Below are 19,604 nucleotides of genomic sequence, written 5' to 3'. Positions count from 1 at the left end.
GATTTAAATATGTGTCAAACGAGTAGAATAATCGTGTGGCATGATCATGCTATCCCTTTTATCACCCGGTATGAATTGCCATGGGGTTTTTTGATCCTCCCAGTCGAATCGTGAATTCTCGATGTATCTTGCTTTAAATGCTTTTGGTGTGCACTCCTTATACTTTTTGAATAATCGATTAAAGTTGGAGATATTGTTAAAACCAGCTTTTACACTAATCTGTGACATGGTAAAATCACTGGAAAGCAGCATTTTGCAAGCATCGCTCAATCTTAGATCGATAAGGAAGCTAGAAAAACTCCGGAAGGCGTGCTTCTTAAAAAAATGACTGAATGCCGAATTACTCATGTTTAGAGAAGAGGCTATCTCGCTGATTTTAAAGTCCGGTCTGGTATAATTCATCATAATGTAATTATAAGCTTTTTGAATTCGGTAGTTTTCTGTTACACCCTGTTTCCGACTATTGAGTGCTGTGGACAGTAAAGTAAAATTTTTACTGCCCGCAAGTAAATTGAGCAGCTCTAGAAAATGCATAACATTTTTAAATCCATGACTCTGTGTAAGATTGATCATAAGAGGTACAGCTTTCTCAGCTGTGTTGTCATCGAAAAGAATTCCTCGTTTAGAATTTTCCAAAAGTGTTTGAATCTCAAAAAAGCACTCTTTTGAAAAAAATCTCATCGAAAAGAGATGAATATCAAATTGAACAGTGATGACTCGATATTTTCTTTTTTGATGAATCGCCTCCTCACTTTCATCCCATTTGTGAGGCAGATATGGTCCTATTAATACTAGATCAAGATCTTTGTAGAGCTCAGTACTGTCACCTACAATCCTGGTTCCGCTGGTCCCCATTACTAGATTAATTTCGTATTCAGGATGATTGTGAACGGGATAGTCGAATCCATTGTTCACCGAATCCAATACAACGCATAGGTCTTGATTTCTTAATGGTGTTACTTCTCTGAAAAATTCCATAAGTTTTTAAAGATCATTGATTTTCGACATAATATTCCAATAATGAAGATTTCGATAAAATATTGATGGTGATGTGTTATTGTAAGCAGATTTAAATCATTTTAAAAGACAAAATTATCATAATAATACTATTAATATGCTGAATAGTATCAAAAAATATGCTTATTCAGACTTAATTTTATGCAAACTTTGATTAATTATTACTGTGAAGCCATTAACTAGACCATATTATTTTATCCTCTTCTTATTTGTGATTTCTCAATCGACTTGGGGACAAGTAATCACAGGAGTCGTTACTGATTCAGAAGACATACCTCTCATTGGGGCTAATGTGATCGTTAAACAATCAGATGTTGGTACCATCACAGATATTGATGGCAGCTATTCTTTGGAATTACAGGGTTTGGAAAATCCCATTCTTGAAGTCAGCTATATTGGGTATGTGACGCAAAGTATTCCTGTAAACGGTCAAACAGTAATCAATGTCACACTATCTGAAGATTCAGAAGTGATTGAGGAGGTAGTCATTACCGGCTACAAGAAGGAAATAAAAAGTGATGTATCCTCTGCCATTACCTCTATTAAAACAAGAGATATCGAAAATCTTGTGGTGGTGGGAATAGACCAGGCCATGCAGGGACAGGCACCCGGTGTTCAGGTCACACAAGTTACTGGTGCACCGGGAGATGATGTCAAGGTAAGGATCCGAGGAACAGGAACTTTTGGGAATAATGATCCGCTTTATGTCATTGATGGAGTTCCTACCACTGGAAATATCAATATGTTTTCGCCATCAGACATTGAATCAATTGAAATTTTAAAAGACGGAGCAGCTGCGGCCATATACGGGTCAAGAGCAGCTAACGGAGTTGTTTTGATCACTACGAACAGGGGGAAAGCAGGAGAATCCTCCTTTGAATTTGAAGCATATACAGGACTGCAACAGCCCATTGGCCTTCCAGAGCTATTAAATAGTGAAGAATATCTTACCATTCGTAATGAGGCCATTAACAATGCCAATGTTCTTAGAAATCCTGCAAATCAAATAGACACGTATGATCCCGCAATCTTAGATGATCTTCCAGATACAGATTGGTTGGATTTGGTTTTTAACCCCGCTATGATGCAGAGATATGCTTTAAGCGGAAGTGGTGGTGGGCAGAACGGAAGATTTTATATTTCAGGAGAATATCTTGATCAAGATGGCATATACCAAGGACAGGGATTTGAAAAGTATCAGGTTCGATTTAATGGCGAAATCAACAATGATTGGTTTAGGGTAGGAAACAGCCTATCGTTTTCTCACACCTTCAGGGACGTAATCAATAGCTCTGGTGATGGATTTGGGCCGGGTAATCAGCCTAGTGGAATTCGATACGCTTTAATAGCAGCACCGGTAGTCTCTCCTGAATATCCGGATGGAACCCAACTGAACACCACAGCAGAATTAGATGACCCTGTACTCTACGGCGACGGAAATCCTAATCCGGTTGCTTTCAATGAACATACTGATTGGACCATTGGCAAATACAGAGTCTTTGGAAATGTATATGCAGAACTAGACGTGATTCCGTCATTGACCTTAAGAACAACGCTAGGTGGGGATTTTCTCTTCGAACACGAAAAATTGTTTGTAGAAAGATTGTCTGCTGCCATATACTCGCCTACTGCTCTTACAGAAGGCAGAGTTACCAACAGGAATCTCATATGGAACAATACAGCCATCTTTGAAAAAGAGATACAAAGGAGTAGATTTTCCACTTTATTAGGCATGGAGGCCATCCAAAACCGAACAGATTACTTAGGTGCATCTGCCAACAATTTTTCACGAACAGATCCTTTGTTCAGATACATTAGTGCCAGCAACCCGCTTGAAGTGAAAAATATTGGAGCTTCAGGAATCGCAACAGAATGGGCCTTACTTTCATATTTTGGACAGGTTAGTTATTCATTTGATAGCAGATACGTCATTAACGCTACATTGCGGTACGACGGGTCCTCAAGATTTGGTGAAAACAATCGCTGGGGACTGTTTCCTTCTGTTTCTGCGGCATGGAACATTTCAAACGAGCCCTTCTTTGAAAACATTCGGAGTATTTCCACTTTAAAGTTGAGGGGAAGCTGGGGACAATTAGGCAATCAGGAAATTGGTATATACCCGTTTAGTTCACTGGTAAGCAATGGAGATCGTGTGTATGTTTTTGGAAACAACAATGTCGTTACAGGCGCATCTATAGTAGAAGCTGGAAATCAGAACATCAAATGGGAAGTGAGCACTCAATTGAACTTTGGTCTGGATTTATCTATCCTAAGAGACAAGTTATCAGGAAGTATTGATGTGTTTGACAAAACCACTAACGATATATTGGTCAGGGTCCCTCTTCCTCAGGCTGGTGGTGACACCAGACCACCATTTGTAAATGCGGCAAAAATTCAGAATCGAGGTCTTGAAGTGGGTTTATTATGGAAAGATAAGATAGGTCAAGTCGGATATAATATCGGGGCTAATTATAGTATGGTACGCAATAAAGTCATAAGCCTTGCGGATAGCGAGCCTATTTTAGGTGGATATGGACTTTCAGATGGAGCATTAACCAGAACAGAAGTTGGACATTCAGTGGGATCCTTCTATCTATGGAGAATGGAAGGCTTATTCCAATCTGAAGAAGAGATAGAAAACAGCCCATTCCAATCAAATTCAACCAGACCGGGCGATGTAAGATTTGCTGATCTTAATGACGATAATGTCATTGATGATAAAGACCGGGAACATGTAGGCAATCCTTTCCCTGATTTTACTTATGGTGTCAACCTGGGGTTAAATTGGAAAGGTTTTGATTTATCAACCCTGATACAAGGTGTGCAAGGGAATGATATCTACTTTCTATATGGAAATTTTGCCTATGAAACTCAGGCCAGAGGTTTTAATTCTTATCGAGAAATTCTAAATCGATGGACACCTGAAAATCGCAATACGGACATACCAATAGTAAGTCTGGATGATAGGAATGGTAATAGAAGAATTTCCACCCGTTTTCTAGAAGATGGCTCTTACTTTAGATTCAGAAATATAACGCTTGGTTACAATCTGAAAGAAATATTGAATTGGTCTACTGTGAACAGTTGCAGAATTTATGTGACTGCACAAAATGCGCTGACATTCACTTCTTACCCAGGACTTGACCCTGAAATTCAGGCCAATGCCAATGATACCAGAGGCCTTGGTATCTCTTCAGACCTTGCCGTGGGGATAGATTGGGGCACCATTCCTGCCCCCAGAACATTTATTGGTGGACTTCAAATAAAATTTTAGGCCATGATATCAAATAGAAAAATCAAGTACCTACTACTTTACAAATATTTTGCACTTGCAATTGTTCTAATTATTGTGTCCTGTACTGATATATTAGATAAGGATCCCATTGCAACACTAGATAGTTCTTCTTTTTTTCAGACTGCAGAGGACGCTGAACAAGCCATTAATGCTGCTTATAATCCCCTATTATTTAACAACCAGAATAATAACTTTTATTGGGCATTTGCGGTATTGACCGGAGACGAAGCCATACCGGGTGGAGATGGATCGAGAGCTGGCTTGATAGAAATGGAATCCTTCACCTATACCCCTAGAACTGAAGAATTAAATACATTTTGGAAGTTACAGTACAAAGGTATCAATCAATGTAACCTGGTACTGGATAATATAAACTCGATTGAAATCAACGATGACGCAAAAGACCGAATAACTGGAGAGGCGCTTTTTCTGAGGTCATATTATTATTTTTCCCTTGCCCAGGTTTTTGGTGGGGTTCCTTTGTACCTGACTGTCTTTCCTCCAGATGAGTTAAAAATACCTAAAACTTCCAGGGAAAATGTGTTTAGGCAAGTTATTGAAGATTGCAATGAAGCTGCGGTTTTACTTCCTGCTGAATATGAAAACATCAATTTAGGAAGAGCGACAAAGGGGGCAGCATTGGCCCTTGCTGCTAAAACGCTTCTTTATCTTGAAGAATGGCAACAAGTAGTTGATAAAGTTGCAGAAATCAAGGACCTGAATGTTTACAGCCTGGTAGACAACTACAACGATAATTTTTCCTTGAATACCCAGAATAATGAAGAATCTGTTTGGGAAATTCAGCATGCAAGCCTTCAGCTTGGTGTGGGTAATTTCTTAAATCAATGGTGGGCTTCAAGAAAAATAGATGGTTATGGTTTTGCTGAAGTCACGCAAGATTATATGAGTAGCTTTGAGGAGGGCGATCCGCGTCGAGCATTTACTGCTGCCAGTAACAATGAAGATTATGTAGGAGTTACATACAAGAGATCCTTTAGCACCACCGGGCATAGTCCTCAGAAATTTATACAACCAGATAGTACTACAGAACAAAAGGCGGATGGAGGAATCAATTATCCTAATATCCGCTATGCTGAAGTTTTGTTGTGGGAAGCTGAAGCTCAGGCGGAATTAAATAATCTAACAGAAGCAGAACAGGCATTGGAAACGGTGCGATCTCGCGCTCGACAGCAGAGTGATGATCCCGAAAATACTTTGCCATTAATTATTGCCGAAAGTCAGGACCAGATTAGAAATGCGATCAGACATGAAAGAAAGGTCGAATTGGGACTTGAAATGCATCGTTTCTTCGATCTGGTCAGGTGGGAAATCGCTACTGACATTTTACCCGAATTTGAGCAAGGGAAACATGAAGTCTTTCCCATACCACAAATCGAAATTGATCTGAATAATGCCTTAATTCAAAACCCTGGATATTGATGAAAAGGACGATTCTTGCCCTATTGATGATTTTTACTGTGGCTTCATTCCTTAGCTCACAGAGCAATCAAGTAAGCATTTCCAGAGTAGATCAAATGCCATCGATGCCTAACCCGTATCAAATGCGGGATTGGAAACAAGTGGCGATCAATTACGACCGCTTCATTTACGATCCGGGCCTCACTGGTGATTTTCAGCCGTTTCTAAAGATCGTTGATCAAGGGGAAAATTACCCTGAAAATAAATTTTTCAGCCTTCCCACCTACGTTGGCTCGATCGGTCAAACGACCGGCGAAGCTATAAACATCTTACCTAGCCTTGTCGGTGCAACATTAGTAGGTGTGGATAAAAGCAGTCAGAATGGATATAATTTCATTCTTATGTCCCAGGATTTCTTTAATAAGGCCAATGGAGAAAACTTGTACTTAAACTTAAACGCGACCAGGAGCGGTACAGATTGGTGGTACGATATGATGCCCAATGTGTTTTTCTACCAGCTTTTTGATTTATATCCTAATATGGGAGGAGAGGCGGAACAGCAGTTTCAACTTATTGCTGAGAACATGCTCGATGCGCTGAAAACAATGGGTGGAGATGCGGCACCCTGGTCCGTACCTTTTATGACTTATCGCGCCTGGAGCTTTACGGAGAACAGGCCTCTAATAGAAGGAGTCCCTGAGCCGGAAGCTGCTGGTGCTTTTGCATGGCTGCTATACAACGCTTATCAAGTTTTGGGTGAGGAGAAATACCGAATCGGAGCTGAATGGGCTATGGAATATCTGGTGTCCTTAAATGGAAACCCATCCTATGAATTACAGCTTCCATATGGTACGTATGCAGCTGCCCGGATGAATGCTGAAATAGGTACCAAGTATGATGTAGAAAAACTTGTCAATTGGTCTTTCGACCGAGGAAATCTGCGCGGATGGGGAACGATAGTGGACACGTGGAATGGCATCGATGTAAGTGGACTGGTAGGAGAATCTGAAACGGCTACTGATTATGCGTTCCAATTAAACGGTATTCAGCAAGCTGCGGCACTTGTTCCTATGGTAAGATATGAGAAACGATTTGCCAGAGCCATTGCAAAGTGGGTTTTGAATTTGGCCAATGCCAATCGACTGTTTTATCACAGTTTTCTCCCTTCATTTCTACAGGACGGCTCTGATTGGTCAGAACAGAACGATCCTTTGAAAGTTATCGGATATGAAGCCATACGAGAGGATTTTAATGGTCTTTCTCCGTTTGCAACCGGTGATGCGGTGAAAGGAGGTTGGGCCGAGACCAATCTTGCACTATACGGTTCATCTTCAGTTGGATATCTTGGGGCCATAGTCCAAAAAACAAATGTGGAAAAAGTCTTGCAAATTGATCTGCTAAAAACAGATTTCTTTCGAAATGAAGCCTATCCAAGCTTTCTTTATTACAATCCATACAATGAAGAAAAAGAAGTATCTCTTGCCGTAGGAGCGTCAGTAGTAGATATCTATGATCCCATCTCAGAATCGTTGATTCACACCGGGGTAAGTGGCGAAGTAAGTTTGAAAATTCCGTCACAGGAAGTGATCATGCCGGTCATTGTTCCTGCATCCGGCGAGGTCCAATTAAAAGAAGGTCAATTGTACATCAATGGTATCATAGTGGATTATGATCGATCTGATGCAGAGCAAATGAGTGATCTAAGAATTAAAGCCTTAGCAACGGCGAAAGACATTTATGAAATTGACGAAGCTTTTGAAGTTTATAGCACTATCGAGCGATCCGGAAATATACAAGAGGTGATGTATTCATGGCAAGTGAATGGAGAAGTACAAGAAAATACGGATTCGATATTAACGGTGATGCCGTTCGAAGCTGGAGAATACCTCATTGAGCTGGAAATATCTTCTGATCAGGTTTCAGACAGTGCACATTTTACAGTAACGATTGTACCTGAAATACAGCAAGCTCCTGAAATCATTGAAATTCATATCGAAGAAGCTTATTTTGCTCCAGGGCAACAAGTTGAGTTAGAAGGTATGGCAACCGATGCGAATGGAGATCCTCTCATCTTTGTCTGGTCTGTAGATGGAGGTGAAATTGTGGGAGATAGCAATAAGGCAATTTGGACACTGCCATTGTTGGAGGGCGTCTACGAGGTGGGGTTAGAAGTCATTGACCCTGAACAATTGAAGGCTAGCAAAACCCGGCAGATTCTAGTCAGAGACTTTGAGCAAGTTGAGGGGAATTTAATAGCTTATTATCCGCTAGCGGGAAATGGACAGGACTTTTCAGGAAATGAATTAGATGGTCAAATAGTAGGAGGTGTTTCGACCGAAGGCTACGATGGCATGCCGAACAATGCCTACTTTTTTAATGGAACATCCCATCATATGCAGGTTGCTCCAAAGCCGATTTTAAATTTTACGGATGCCGTTACGATCAGCATGTGGTTAAAACCCGGAAACCTGCCGGAAAGAGAAAGTTTTCTTGTTTCACATGGAAGTTGGCAGAACAGATATAAAGTCTCGATTATCCCAGATAAGAGATTGAGATGGACTTTGAATACGACATCAGGCATCAAAGATTTAGACAGCACAGCGCCATTAGTTGAAGAAGAGTGGATTCATATGGTAGCTACATTCGATGGCGACTATATGCTGCTTTATGTCAATGGCCAGCTGGAAGGTTTTACGGCATTTGGTGGAAGCATTAAAACCACTAATAACCCATTACTATTGGCTCAGTCCTTACCTGATGAACAGGAATACAATTTTAGGGGCACATTAGACGAGATCAAAATATATGATTTTGCAATCACCCCAGAGCAAGCTGCTTACTTATATGAGTTGGGAGATATTTCAAGTTTAACAGATGAAGTCAATGGGTTAGAATTGACAATCTTCCCAAACCCGACGACCAGCAATTTAGAATTGACTGGGAAAGGAGTAGAGCACATTGATTTACTGATGATTTATGATTATTCAGGTAGAAAAATTAAAGAATTTAGAAATTTTAGTCCAAATCAACCTATTAAGATTGAAAACATAGATCCTGGATTCTACATACTAGTAGCATGCCAGGAGAGTAATCCTTTGAAGACCATAAAATTTATTAAGAATTAACATTTTTTAAATTGAATTACTAATTATGAAAACATTACTAAAGTGCACATGGACACTTCTGATAACGATGCTTTCACTATCAAGTGGAGTATCACAGGATGTCTTGGTTTCGTACGATTTTTCAGGAGACCTGAAAGACGGTACAGCCAATGAGAATAACCTGGTCATTACTGGAACAAGCCTCACCACAGACCGATTCGGTCAAGCTCGAAGTGCAATTCACTTTGATGGGGATCAGGACCAGGCTGTTGCTGAAAATTCATCACAATTAAATACGCCATTTACTACGGTGAGCTTTTGGGTGAAGATGGACGAATTACCTGGTCAGGGTGAAATCTATCTCATTTCATATGGAGGGTGGCAAGAGCGCTTTAAAGTCTCCCTTCCTGCTCACGGCAAGCCCATCTGGACAACCAATAGTACCAACGGAATTTCAGATATGGATTCCGGAGATGGTAATGAACTCTCGGTTGGAGAATGGACCCATCTGGCATTCACTCATGATGGTGTGAAAGACAAGATTTTTATCAACGGGGTGGCTGTCGCAGAAAAAGAGGTGACAGGAGAATTAAATAATACTTCTTCTCCCTTAGGGTTGGGATTTGATCCTATGTCAGGTTCGAATGTTCTTAACGGAGACCTGGATGAAGTCGTCATTTTTGATACAGCTCTGGATGATGCAGCTATTCTTGCCCTTTATGAGTTACAAAGTACAACACCGGAATACACAGAACAACTGGTCGCATCCTATCCTTTTGATGGGAATGGTAAAGATGTGTCAGGATTTGAAAATACGGCCACCACTAACAATGTTGATTACGTACCTAATCGTTTTGGTTATGGCCAATCTGCAGTTTCTCTTAATGGAGAATCAACGGTCACCGCAAGTGCTTCCAGTCATTTAAATTCGCCCACAACAACGGTTGCTTTTTGGGTTAATGTTGACCAATTACCTGAAGAAGGTGAATACTATCTGATGTCTCATGGTGGTTGGCAGGAACGATGGAAAATATCCCTTCCGGGACATGGAAAACCAGTGTGGACAACGAACAATGACGGAGGAATTTCAGACATGGATTCCGGAGATGGTAATGAACTGATACCTGGGCAGTGGATGCATTTAACTATGGTTCATAATGGAAGTAAGGATCAGATTTATGTCAATGGTATTCTTGCAGCGGAGAAAGATGTCACCGGAGATATGAATAGCACCACCCATCCACTGGGCATAGGATATAATCCTATAGATAATAGTAATTACTCCAGAGCATCATTTGACAATGTAATGATATTTAACCATGCGTTGGATGCCGAAGCCATAGAAGGTTTATATATTGACCAGTCGACTCCTCCAGTACTAGGTATAGGAATGGTAGCAGATTATCATTTGAACGGCAATGGACTTGATGAAAGTGTCTACATGAACCATGCAGAACCGGTCACAGAAATTACGGCTGTGGAGAATCGACATGGATGGGGAGGAAATGCTACATCTGGAGCGCTGGTTGCACCTAACTCTCCAGCATTGCAATCTGAAAATACTTCAGTAAGCTTTTGGATTCGCCCGAACAGCTTCCCGGAATCCGGTGAAGTTTTCGTACTTAGTCATGGAGGTTGGCAAGAACGATGGAAAATTTCTTTGCCTGGCCATGGTAAGCCGGTATTTACTACGAACGCTACTAATTGCTGTAGTGACATGGATACAGGGACGCCATTGGAACTGGATACCTGGACACATTTGGTGATGGTACACGAAGGAGATAAGGATTTGATCTACATGAATGGTGAGTTAGCCAACGAGAAAGAATCGTTGGGACCTTTAAGTAAGACAGGATATCCTTTAGGTATTGGTTTTGACCCGATTGGCGGTGAAAGTTTCTTTGATGGAGCTTTGGATGATGTTAAGATTTTTAATATTGGATTATCAGCTGAAGAGGTAGCCGCCTTGTATGATTTGGAATCAACAACTCCTGATATAGATGGAGATTTAGTGGCGTATTATTCCTTCATGGGAAATAGTATGGATGAGACCCCTTACGACAATCATGCATCTTCAATCCTTCTGCGTGATGATCGATTTGGAAAGTCCAATATGGCAGCACTTTTCACAGGTAGTAATTCCAGTACTGCTGCAAATTCTCCTCAGTTGAACTCGACTACTACCACGCTTAGCTTTTGGACTTATCCTGAAGCCTATCCGGAACAAGGAGAAGTTTATTTAATTTCTCACGGTGGATGGCAGGAGCGCTTTAAAGTTTCCCTTCCCTCTAATGGTAAAGTGGTATGGACTACCAATAATACTTCAGGAATTTCAGATATGGACTCCGGAGAAGGAGGAGAGTTGCCATTGCAAACATGGACACACGTCGCAGTGGTTCATGATGGAGTAAATGATCAAATATTCTTTGATGGTATCAAAGTAGCAGAAAAAGCAGTGGAAGGCGATTTAAATGTAACCAATCATCCTTTTGGAATGGGTTACAATGCTGTAGATGGTGGTAACGTTTTTACAGGATCACTAGATGAAGTACAAGTATACAACAGAGCTTTATCTGAAGCTGAAATTCTAGCGTTATTTAACGAGCAATCCACTGAATCAGAAAATGAAGATAGTGAGGCGCCATGCGTACCTCTTGATTTAGCGGCTGAGGTAGCATTTACAAATGTATTATTGAGCTGGACAGCAGCAACTGATAATGTCGGAGTGGTCGGCTATAACGTTTATCAGGATAGTATAAAGACGGCCATTACTGAGGATACAGAGTTGTCCATTTCGGGTCTGGCACCTTTGACTGATTACCACTTCGGTGTCAGCGCAGTCGATGCAGCTGGAAATGAATCAGACATCTCATCTATTTTCGTCACCACATTAGAAGATGAGACACCTGATACGCTAGCACCAACACCACCTACCAATTTAGTAGGGGCCCCAAGTTTTAATTCTGTATTACTGAGTTGGGATGCAGCAATAGATGATACAAAAGTGAATGGATATATCGTTTATCTGGATGGAGAGTACTTTGATTCTCTGGGAAGCAGTGCCTTGTCAGTTCTCGTAGGTGGATTGAATGCAAGTGAACTTTACACATTTGGTGTATCTGCTTTCGATCTCGCAGGGAACGTATCTGAAACGACAGAAATAACTGTGATGACGACTGAACCACTTGAGACTGCGGAACCTGGTTTGGTTGCACATTATCCATTCAATAACAATGCTGAGGATGCCACTCCATACATGAATCACGGGAATATAGGTGGTGATCCGACTTTTGAAGATGCAACACACCCTCATGGAGGTACAAATATCAAGTTTAATGGTCAGGATTCAATATTGGCACCTAATGGCGTACACTTGCTATCAGACTTCACCTCAATCGCTTTTTGGATTAGAGTTGATTCCACTAACCTTAGTGATGCTGAAGCTTACGTGCTTGACTTTGGACATTGGGACGAAAGACTTAAGATTTCACTACCTCAACATTTGAAGATCGTTTTCACCACCAATAGTAAAAACCAACAGTTTGATAACTTCATATCCGACATGGATAGTGGAGATGGAAATGAAATGGTTAAAAGTTTTTGGTGGCACGTTACGATGGTGCATGATGGGGATAACGACATCATTTATGTCAATGGTGTGGAGGCCAATAAAAAACCAGTAAATGGAATATTAAACAATACCGCAAGACCACTGGGTATTGGAAATAACCCAATAGATGGTGGTCAATTTTTCCTTGGTGGATTAGATGAAGTAAAAATTTACAATCGTGCATTGACACCGGAAGAAGTCACTAAGCTTTACGATAATAATACTGTTGGCGTCTATGATGAGATCGTCATCCAAAAGTATGTAGACAAAGTATTTCCTAATCCGGCTGTTGATGTTTTAACCATCACACACGGATTGCCGGATAAACATGATGTCACGTTAAACATTTACGACGGGCAGGGAAGACAAGTCGGAAAGCAGGTGGTAAAAAGATCAATAATTGCCCAGGGAAGTTTAGAGGTGAATGTGAGAAATCTTAAAAGTGGTGTTTATTATATGAACTTCAATTATGGAGGAAAGAATCTCGGTTCTTTGCCATTTATAAAGATGTAATTGAATTTCCGATATTGATTTAATTGCTGCCCCTGTCGTTTTGACAGGGGCAGTTACTCAAACAGTCAAACAAAAATGGAGAAAAGATTCACTGCGAACCCTATCATCACCAAAGCAGATTTAGAGCCAAGTAGGAGTGACTGGCAAATAGATTGTGTTATGAACCCCGGGGCTTTCACCTTTGATGGAAAAATTTGGCTTCTTCTAAGGGTGGCAGAAAGACCCATTCAAAAGAAAGGAAAAATCTCTTTACCCATTTATACGGTGGACGGAGATGTACATATTATCGAGTTTGATGAAAACGATTCCAGCTGGGATACCTCTGATCCAAGAAAATTTTTGCACGATGGTTCTACTTACTTGTCCACTATTTCCCATTTGAGATTGGTTTGCAGCGAAGATGGCATTCATTTTGACAAGCCTGACGACATACCTGATATCCTTTCAAGCCAAGGAATTTATGAAACCTATGGTATTGAAGATTGTAGAGTGAGTCAGATCGAAAATCAATATTATTTAACGTATACTCAAGTCTCAGAGCTTGGAGTTGGCGTTGGAATGAGAACGACCAAAGACTGGATTAACTTTGTAAAGACAGATATGATCTTTCTCCCCCATAACAAAGACTGTGCATTATTCGAGGAAACGATCAATGGGCAGTACTTTGCTTTGAATCGACCTTCTGGAGTTGGATTAGGTGGTAATTTCATTTGGTTGTCTTCTTCTCCAGACCTTTATCACTGGGGAAATCACCATTGTCTTATGATGACCAGAGAAGGTATGTGGGATAGTGAGAGGGTAGGTGCCGGCACCTCACCCATAAAAACTGAAGATGGCTGGCTTATGATCTATCATGGTGCAGATCAAGATAGCAGATACTGTTTGGGAGCAGCACTACTGGACTTGAACAATCCTACTAAAGTTATTGCCAGGTCAGTTAAACCATTAATGGAACCAGAAGCACCTTATGAAAAAGAAGGGTTTTTTAAGAAAGTGATCTTTACTAATGGACATATCGTACAAGGTGATCGAGTGACCGTATATTATGGTGCTGCTGACGAAGTGATATGTGGTGCTACATTTTCAATCGAGGAAATATTGGAATCCATACTAACGGAATCACTTGCAGAATGAGGCTAGCCAATGGATATGATGTATAAAAGCGTGATCATATTTTTGCTTGTCTTTGTTGCAATGAGCTGTGATAGGTCATCCAGGAAGGATGCTGGTGACCTGGTTTATTGGTCGTCCAATAATGGCGGGGAAATAGAGTTTGCCAGGTGGGCCGTGGACACTTGGAACAACCAAAATCAAGTCCTTGTCAGTTATCAACCCATTCCCGAAGGTCAGACCAGTGAAGAAATACTCCTGGCAGCTGTGGTGGCTGGTACTACTCCAGATATTTACTCCAATATATGGCAGGGTGCTGTCGAGTTTTATAGGGTTTCTGATGTATTGGTGGCCATGGATACCCTAGATGGTTTCATGGAATTTTTAAAGGAACGATGTGATTCAGCCACCATCGCCGAAATTACAGCGGATGATGGTCATATTTACCAGTTCCCATGGAAAATTAATCCCATCATGACCATTTACAACAAAAATTTGATCAAAGAAATCGGATTATCAGACCCACCGAAAACATATTCCTCCTTTCTAAGAGCGGCTGAGGCCTTTCAAAAGGATCAGGACGGAGATGGATACGTTGATCAATGGTTTGGCAACACATCGGTGAAATTGGCCTGGCACCAAAGACTTTTTAATTTTTATCCTCTTTATCTGGCGGCTTCGGGCGGTATGCCTCTGATCAAAGATGGAAAAGCCCATTTTAATAACCGATTCGCAGTGGAAGCCTTTCGATTCCTTCAGACCATGTATGAAAACAATTACTTTTCGAAGCAATCTCAATCTGCCGGCCAGGATTTGTTTGTTGCACAGAAATACGCGACGAAATGGACCGGCCCATGGGAAATTCAATACCTGGATCGCTTTACAGGTGATGATTTTGAATACGACTTCTACCATATACCGGTTCCCGATGGTCATAAAGGTCCTATTTATACCTATTGCGATCCAAAAAATATGGTGATATTTAATACTTGCAAAAATCCTCAAGCGGCCTTTGAATTTATTAAGTCGATGACTACAACGGAAGCTGATCTAAAGTTTCTAAATCTCACGAATCAATTGCCCAGAAGAAAAAACTTATCCGATTTGCCATCTTATAAGCCCTATTTTAGTAGAAATCCAAAAATGGAAACATTCGTCAAACAAGCCGAACACATCAAAGGCGTGGGCAACAGTGAAGTGATGACAGAGATTTTAGACATCATTTCACAGGAATATGAAGCTTGTGTTTTGTATCAAATGAAAAGTCCCGAGGAAGCCATTGCTGACGCGGAAAGAACGGTCAATGTTTTATTGAGAGTCGAGTCATGAAAGCTTTTTGGAATAAAATATCACCCTACCTGATCATATCTCCGTACATCATCCATCTGGGATTATTTGTTCTGTTTCCGGTTATTTTTTCCATTGTTCTGGTGTTGCATAAATGGAATATCATTTCGCCTATGGAATATGTAGGACTGGATAATTTCCAACGCCTGTTTAGCGATCGGCTGTTTTGGAAGGCGTTGTGGAATACTTTTATCTTTATTTTGGTGCATATTCCATTACAAATTGTAATAGCACTTTTTCTAGCCTACTTCCTGAACGAAAAGATATTGGCACGCTCATTTTTTAGGGCAGCATTCTTTATGCCAGTCGTGATTTCCGGTGTGGTCATTACCATTTTGTGGCAACAATTGTATGGGCTGGAAAGTGGCGTAATCAATCGAATGCTGATATCATTAGGATTAAATAGAGTGGAATGGTTGTCTAATCCCAACATCGCCATGATATCTATTGCGATCATGGCTACATGGAAAAATGTCGGTTTATATGTCATCTTGTTTCTCGTGGGCCTGCAGACGGTTCCCAGAAGTTATTATGAAGCTGCAGAGGTAGAGGGAGCTAGTGCCTGGCAGCAATTCAGATACATCACGATACCTGCGATTAACCCGACTATTTTTATGGTTGTGATCCTGTCTACAATAGGTGGTTTTAGTCTTTTCATCGAGCCATACATTATGACCGATGGCGGTCCCTTGAATAGCACTTTATCAGCGATGCTGTACATTTACAAACAGGCATTTGGCTACTATCATATGGGGTACTCTGCTACGCTAAGTATCTTCTTCGCCATCATCATCATGGGAGTGGTAGTTGTTCAGAAAATTTTTGTGGAAAATGAAGAGCATTGACGGATGAGAAGACTTAAGAAAATATTGTTTTATTTCATTTTAACCATTGCAGCCCTTACCTTTTTGTATCCATTCTATTGGATGATTGTGGCCTCTCTTACTCCTGAAGAAAATATTGGAAACCTCAGTCTAGTACCACAAGGTCTTACCTTTGATCACTACAGCGACATGGTTGAAAAAATACCAATATGGAGAGCTTTGTTCAACAGTTTATTGGTCGCTACCATCAGTACATTTGGAGTTTTGGTTTTTGGGTCAATGACGGGTTACGCATTGGCTAAAATGCGCTTCAAAGGGCGCAATTTGCTTTTTTTCACGATCATTTTTACAATGACCCTGCCTTTCCAAATCACATTGATACCTAATTATATAATTATGGTCAATTTTAAATGGGTGGATACTTTAGCTGCTTTGATTGTACCGGCATTGAACAGTGCTTTTGCAATATTGCTGTTTCGGCAGGCATTTCTGACCATCCCGGATGACTTGATCCATGCAGCCCGAGTGGATGGATGCGGTGATTTAAGAATCATTTTTCAGATCCTTTGGCCTAATATTTTGCCAAGTCTGATAACTGTAGGTATTTTAACTTTTATGACCTCCTGGAACGATGTGCTTTGGCCATTAATCGTCATCAGACAGGAGGAACTAATGACGATGCCTCAATTGGTCACCCTATTCGCCGTAGGAGGAAGATCTGAAGCACAATTAGGTGTAAAATTGGCATCTGCGGTTTTACTCGCACTACCCATAATAATTGCTTACATCTTTTTACAGAAATATTTTATCCAAAGCATGGCCTCATCCGGAATAAAAGCTTAATGAAATGAAAACAGACAATGATAATAAGGTAGGGATAAAGCGGACGCATGTTAGATTATACGCAGACGTTCGTAAGGTTTTATTAAGATATCTCGATTTTGGACTAGACAGGCAAAGAATCATGCCCATCTATGACCACATCCGTAAAATGAGTGACGAACAAGTTGCTGAGGAACTGGAAAGGGTATACCAACTTTTTAGTCATAGGCATGATAACCTCGAAGACAGGTTGGATCAGAATTATACAAGAGTATCTGAAGTTCTACCCCAATCGCTTGAAAAGCAGAGGCGACTGCTCCTGGGTTCCTATTTTACGCATGAATACAGTGTTCAGGCTGCTGCACTTTTTAACCCTTCTATTGTGCCACATCCCGATCGTAAGGGTGTGGATGACAAGGACATTAGGTTTGTGTTATCTTTAAGATCAACCGGCGAGGGACACATCTCTTCCATTTCTTTCTGTGAAGGAATTTCAAAATCATCTGGTGAAATTGAGTTGGACGAAATGAGTAATAAAATGAGCAGTGGTAAAATAGGGTTTGCTGAAGACTACTATAGCGTACAATTCGATGAGGACTTGCCACTCAGTGGAAGAGTCTTATTTCCGCAGACCCGGGAAGAGAGAATGGGAATGGAAGATGTCAGATTTGTTTACATGGAAGATGAAAAAAAATATATAGGGACTTACACTGCTTATGATGGCTTTAAAATCAAACCGGAGATCATCGTCACCAAAGATTTTAAAGACTTCAGAATTGGAGGTCTGAAGGGATCTGCTGTGACCAATAAAGGACTGGCTCTATTTCCCAAAAAGATTGATGGTAAATATGCCATGATAGGCAGACAAGGAGGCAGAAACCTTTCCATTATGTTTTCTGATGATCTCTATCATTGGGACGATTCCGAACTACTACAGGAACCGCAAAGAACCTGGGAGTTGTTGCAAATTGGGAATAATGGAAGCCCTATAGAAACAGAAGCGGGTTGGCTGTTGCTGACTCATGGGGTAGGACCTATGAGAAGGTACACCTTAAGCATGAGCCTGCTGGACCTAGAGAATCCCGCAAAATTGATCGCCAGTCTTGAGCAGCCACTGATGAGTCCTAATGAAGAAGAAAGGGAGGGCTATGTGCCTAATGTGCTCTACACTTGTGGCATGATGAAGCAAGGACAGGAATTAATTATACCTTATGCTATGTCAGATAGTGCAATTAGTTTCGCGCGAATATCCATTCCTGAAGTTCTCAACCACCTTAAAAAACAAGCATGAGATTGATCTATCCGATTATCGCCATACTGTTGTGGAACTGCAATCCAACAGAAAAAAAGGCCGCTGATATTATTAATGGTGATCACCTTCATCATCTTTATGAATCCTTTGTTAAGGATGGGAAAGAAATCGGAACCATTTGGATATACTGCGAAGCGCCTGATTATCATTTGGTCACAGATGATGACGAAGGATACACGTGCGTGGACGATGTAGCAAGAAGCCTTGTCTTTTATGCTAAAGAATATGAGAACTCACCCAATGACAGCATCTTAAATAAGATTATTCCATTGACGAGATTTGTCCTTGATATGCAAGCAGAGAACGGATTCTTCTATAATTTTATATTCCCCGATAAATCTATAAATAAGACGCATGAGAATAGTGTAGCCGAGGCCAATTGGTGGTCCTGGAGGGCATTCTGGTCACTATCTGAATTGATGAAGTTAGAAAATGCCCAATTGGATGACATTAAGATAGAGGCTCAAACCGCCTTAGATGACTTACTACCTCACATGATAGAAATATGTGTGGATAGAACAGATACCTTTATGATAGAAGGGATTTCCAGCCCAATTTGCATCCGTGAGATGGGAGGTGATCAAGTGGCTCTTGTGATGATAGGCCTTTCTAATTACTACAAATTGCATCCGGATCAAGCTGTTCGAGATCAATTGATTAATTTGGGTGAAATATTAATGGCCCAACAATTGGGAGCTGTAGACACTTTCCCTTATTATGCATCGATGTCCTGGCAAAACATATGGCATGGCTGGGGTAATTCCCAAGCCTATGCATTATTGAAAACGGGTGCGATTGTCAACGATGATCGCATGATTGAGGCGGGTTTGAGAGAAGTTTTGAATTTCTTTCCACATTTTCTCTCAGAAAAACCCAGCTATTTCAGACTCGCTAAATCACCAGGAGGCTATGAAGTTTTAGAGACAGATCGATTTCCTCAAATTGCTTATAATTTGAGGCCGATGATCTACGCGGCCATTGAAGCATACCGACTGGACCCGAAGGAAGAATATAAGGAAATAGCTCTGGAATTGGGGGATTGGTTTTTTGGTTCTAATCAGGCGGGGGTGACCATGTATGATTACGCTACAGGCAGAACATTTGATGGAATCGTTTCACCGGAACAAGTCAACCGTAATTCAGGTGCAGAATCCACCATCGAAGCCTTGCTATCCATTCAGGCTTTGAGGGAATTTACAGAATGGACTAATCGTCACCTCAAAAAATAAGG

The 19,604-nt window shown here is 40.8% G+C and carries 11 protein-coding genes; 10 read left to right on the top strand and 1 reads right to left on the bottom strand.

The window, feature by feature from the left end:
- Positions 1-3 precede the first annotated feature (3 nt).
- Positions 4-978 (bottom strand): AraC family transcriptional regulator, encoded by a 975-nt coding sequence (locus L2567_RS03825; protein ID WP_235296373.1) that lies wholly within the window; start codon positions 976-978, stop codon positions 4-6.
- A gap of 205 nt (positions 979-1,183) precedes the next feature.
- Here L2567_RS03825 and L2567_RS03820 point away from each other — a divergent pair, with 205 nt between their 5' ends.
- From L2567_RS03820 to L2567_RS03775, 10 genes are all read left to right on the top strand, one after another.
- Positions 1,184-4,291, top strand: a complete 3,108-nt coding sequence (locus L2567_RS03820) for a SusC/RagA family TonB-linked outer membrane protein (protein ID WP_235296372.1) — start codon at positions 1,184-1,186, stop codon at positions 4,289-4,291.
- A 3-nt stretch (positions 4,292-4,294) separates the two neighbouring features.
- Positions 4,295-5,752 carry a RagB/SusD family nutrient uptake outer membrane protein gene (locus tag L2567_RS03815; RefSeq protein ID WP_235296371.1) on the top strand — a complete coding sequence of 486 codons (1,458 nt, stop codon included), beginning with the start codon at positions 4,295-4,297 and terminating at the stop codon, positions 5,750-5,752.
- Positions 5,752-8,856, top strand: coding sequence for a LamG-like jellyroll fold domain-containing protein (locus tag L2567_RS03810; protein WP_235296370.1), 3,105 nt, complete (start codon positions 5,752-5,754; stop codon positions 8,854-8,856). Before L2567_RS03815 ends, L2567_RS03810 begins: the two co-directional genes overlap by 1 nt.
- 25 nt (positions 8,857-8,881) lie before the next feature.
- Positions 8,882-12,958 (top strand): LamG-like jellyroll fold domain-containing protein, encoded by a 4,077-nt coding sequence (locus L2567_RS03805; RefSeq protein WP_235296369.1) that lies wholly within the window; start codon positions 8,882-8,884, stop codon positions 12,956-12,958.
- A gap of 75 nt (positions 12,959-13,033) precedes the next feature.
- On the top strand, positions 13,034-14,092 hold the full coding sequence (locus tag L2567_RS03800) for a glycoside hydrolase family 130 protein (RefSeq protein WP_235296368.1): 1,059 nt from the start codon (positions 13,034-13,036) through the stop codon (positions 14,090-14,092).
- Positions 14,093-14,107: 15 nt separating this feature from the next.
- Positions 14,108-15,397, top strand: coding sequence for an extracellular solute-binding protein (locus L2567_RS03795; RefSeq protein ID WP_235296367.1), 1,290 nt, complete (start codon positions 14,108-14,110; stop codon positions 15,395-15,397).
- A complete protein-coding gene (locus L2567_RS03790) occupies positions 15,394-16,260 on the top strand; it encodes a carbohydrate ABC transporter permease (protein WP_235296366.1) in 867 nt (288 codons plus the stop codon). Before L2567_RS03795 ends, L2567_RS03790 begins: the two co-directional genes overlap by 4 nt.
- 3 nt (positions 16,261-16,263) lie before the next feature.
- Positions 16,264-17,082 carry a carbohydrate ABC transporter permease gene (locus L2567_RS03785; RefSeq protein ID WP_235296365.1) on the top strand — a complete coding sequence of 273 codons (819 nt, stop codon included), beginning with the start codon at positions 16,264-16,266 and terminating at the stop codon, positions 17,080-17,082.
- Positions 17,083-17,086: 4 nt separating this feature from the next.
- Positions 17,087-18,352: a glycoside hydrolase family 130 protein gene (locus L2567_RS03780; RefSeq protein WP_235296364.1), complete on the top strand. Its 1,266-nt coding sequence runs from the start codon at positions 17,087-17,089 to the stop codon at positions 18,350-18,352.
- The gene (locus L2567_RS03775) at positions 18,349-19,602 is read left to right on the top strand and encodes a hypothetical protein (protein ID WP_235296363.1); all 1,254 of its coding nucleotides are present in this window, start codon (positions 18,349-18,351) and stop codon (positions 19,600-19,602) included. The genes L2567_RS03780 and L2567_RS03775 overlap by 4 nt, the downstream gene beginning before the upstream one ends.
- The last annotated feature ends 2 nt before the right edge of the window (positions 19,603-19,604 follow it).

The sequence above is a fragment of the Portibacter marinus genome, assembly GCF_021533195.1.
GTDB lineage: Bacteria > Bacteroidota > Bacteroidia > Chitinophagales > Saprospiraceae > Portibacter > Portibacter marinus.
This window is presented reverse-complemented; position numbering and strand designations above follow the sequence as displayed.

Coding starts and splice junctions, on each gene's coding strand:
- L2567_RS03800 (WP_235296368.1), top strand. CDS start 13,034: ATGGAGAAAAGATTCACTGCGAACCCTATCATCACCAAAGCAGATTTA.
- L2567_RS03805 (WP_235296369.1), top strand. CDS start 8,882: ATGAAAACATTACTAAAGTGCACATGGACACTTCTGATAACGATGCTT.
- L2567_RS03775 (WP_235296363.1), top strand. CDS start 18,349: ATGAGATTGATCTATCCGATTATCGCCATACTGTTGTGGAACTGCAAT.
- L2567_RS03795 (WP_235296367.1), top strand. CDS start 14,108: ATGATGTATAAAAGCGTGATCATATTTTTGCTTGTCTTTGTTGCAATG.
- L2567_RS03780 (WP_235296364.1), top strand. CDS start 17,087: ATGAAAACAGACAATGATAATAAGGTAGGGATAAAGCGGACGCATGTT.
- L2567_RS03815 (WP_235296371.1), top strand. CDS start 4,295: ATGATATCAAATAGAAAAATCAAGTACCTACTACTTTACAAATATTTT.
- L2567_RS03810 (WP_235296370.1), top strand. CDS start 5,752: ATGAAAAGGACGATTCTTGCCCTATTGATGATTTTTACTGTGGCTTCA.
- L2567_RS03785 (WP_235296365.1), top strand. CDS start 16,264: ATGAGAAGACTTAAGAAAATATTGTTTTATTTCATTTTAACCATTGCA.
- L2567_RS03790 (WP_235296366.1), top strand. CDS start 15,394: ATGAAAGCTTTTTGGAATAAAATATCACCCTACCTGATCATATCTCCG.
- L2567_RS03825 (WP_235296373.1), bottom strand. CDS start 978: ATGGAATTTTTCAGAGAAGTAACACCATTAAGAAATCAAGACCTATGC.